General features: G+C 69.1%; 3 protein-coding genes and 1 pseudogene. All 4 read left to right on the forward strand.

Translation table 11 applies throughout. The features are described 5' to 3' along the window. Positions 1–336: pseudogene (locus tag VF662_RS14570) on the forward strand (imidazoleglycerol-phosphate dehydratase); the annotation flags it as partial. Positions 337–445: 109 nt separating this feature from the next. Beyond that, on the forward strand, positions 446–1027 hold the full coding sequence (gene hisH, locus VF662_RS14575) for an imidazole glycerol phosphate synthase subunit HisH (RefSeq protein WP_464142546.1): 582 nt from the start codon (positions 446–448) through the stop codon (positions 1025–1027). Then, on the forward strand, positions 1024–1740 hold the full coding sequence (locus VF662_RS14580) for a 1-(5-phosphoribosyl)-5-[(5-phosphoribosylamino)methylideneamino]imidazole-4-carboxamide isomerase (RefSeq protein WP_464142548.1): 717 nt from the start codon (positions 1024–1026) through the stop codon (positions 1738–1740). Before hisH ends, VF662_RS14580 begins: the two co-directional genes overlap by 4 nt. Further along, positions 1727–1815, forward strand: an 89-nt coding sequence (locus VF662_RS14585; protein WP_464142550.1) for a HisA/HisF-related TIM barrel protein, incomplete at its 3' end; no start/stop codon positions are given. The genes VF662_RS14580 and VF662_RS14585, both read left to right, overlap by 14 nt.

Raw genomic sequence — 1815 nt, forward strand, 5'->3', positions numbered from 1 at the left:
CGGGCGCTCGGCGACCGGCGCGGGATCGGCCGCTTCGGCTTCTCGCTGCCGATGGACGAGACCGAGGCGCACGTGCTGATCGACGTTTCCGGCCGCCCCTACAGCGTCTTCGAAGGCAGCTTCGAGGCGAGCCACATCGGCGCCTACCCCACCGAGATGACGGCCCACGTCTTCCGCTCGTTCGCCGACAGCCTCGGCGCCGCGATCCACGTCCGCGTCTCGGGCGATAACGATCACCACAAGACCGAAGCCTGCTTCAAGGCTTTCGGCCGCGCCCTGCGCCAGGCGGTGAAGCTCGAGGGCGATGCCCTTCCGAGCACCAAGGGCGTGCTGTGATGGGCTCCGACTTCACCGCCCCTCCCTGTAAGGGAGGGGAATCAGGGGTGCTCGATGCTCGCCTGCGGCTCGCACCCACCCCCAACCCCTCCCTTGCAGGGAGGGGGGAATGAGATTGGCCATTGTCGATGTCGGCTGCGGCAATATCGGCTCGGTGGGGATCGCCTTCGAGCGGTTCGGCCTCGCGCCGGTCGTCACCGGTGACGCCGAGGCGATAGCGGGCGCCGACAAGGTGATCCTTCCCGGCGTCGGCGCGGCCGGCTACGCGATGGAGCAAATCCGCGCGCGCGGCCTCCTGGAGACGCTCCGAGCGCTGAAGCAGCCGGTGCTCGGCATCTGCCTTGGAATGCAGCTTCTGTTCGAGAAGAGCGAGGAAGAGGACACCGACTGCCTCGGCATCATCGCCGGCAAGGTGCGAAAGCTGGAGCCGGCACCCGGAATGCCGGTACCGCACATGGGCTGGAGCCGCCTCGACGTGCGCGCGGAGGACCTGGGTCTCGCCAGCGGAGACTATGTCTATTTCGCGCACAGCTTCGCCTGCGATCCCGTGCGCGAGACCGCCGCCAGCGCTGACTATGGCCGCAAGATCTCCGCCGTCGTCCGAAGCGGCAATTGGCTCGGCGCCCAGTTCCACCCGGAGCGGTCCGGCGAGGCGGGCGCCCGCTTCCTGAAGGCGTTCCTCGACCAATGATAATCTATCCCGCCATGGACCTGATAGGCGGCAGCGTCGTGCGCCTCGCGCAGGGCCGCTTCGAGGATGCCACCACCTATCCCGCCGATCCCGCCGAGGCGCTCGCCCGCTTTGCCGAAGCGGGGGCGGAATGGGCCCATGTGGTCGATCTTGATGGGGCCCGTGCGGGAGCGCCTGTGCAGCACGATCTGATCGCGTCGCTCGCCGCCGAGGCGCCGCTCCGGCTCCAGGTCGCCGGCGGCTTCCGAACCCGCGATCAGATTGCGCGCATGTTCGATGCTGGCGTCGCCCGCGTCGTCATCGGCAGCCTCGCCGTCAAGCAGCCGGAGCTCGTGCAGGCATTTATCGAGGAATTCGGGGGCGAGCGCATCACCCTGTCGCTGGACGTGCGGCTGGTGGACGGAACGCCCTTCGTCGCCACCGCCGGCTGGACCGAGGACAGCGGCCGCAGCCTCTGGGACATCGCAGCGCTCTTCCCCGAGGCGCGGCACCTCCTCCTCACCGACATCGGCCGCGACGGCATGCTCGCCGGCCCCAATTTCGAACTCCTCGATGAGGCGGGGCGGCGCCTTCCCCACCTCGCCATCCAGGCGTCCGGCGGCGTCTCCTCGCTCGGCGATCTCCGCCGCCTCCGCACCGCCGGAGCGATCGTCGGCAAGGCGCTCTGGGAAGGCCGCATCGACTTGTCGGAGGCGATAAGTGCCTGCGCGTAGGATCATCCCCTGCCTCGACGTGAAGGACGGCCGCGTGGTGAAGGGCGTGCAGTTCCGCGACCACCGCGACGTCGG

Origin of the sequence: Allosphingosinicella sp., from assembly GCF_036387215.1 — a bacterium.
In the GTDB taxonomy this organism is placed as follows: Bacteria; Pseudomonadota; Alphaproteobacteria; order Sphingomonadales; family Sphingomonadaceae; genus Allosphingosinicella.

What these genes read in the sequence shown, in the direction of transcription:
- VF662_RS14580 (WP_464142548.1), top strand. Translation starts at nt 1,024, where the DNA reads ATGATAATCTATCCCGCCATGGACCTGATAGGCGGCAGCGTCGTGCGC.
- hisH (WP_464142546.1), top strand. Translation starts at nt 446, where the DNA reads ATGAGATTGGCCATTGTCGATGTCGGCTGCGGCAATATCGGCTCGGTG.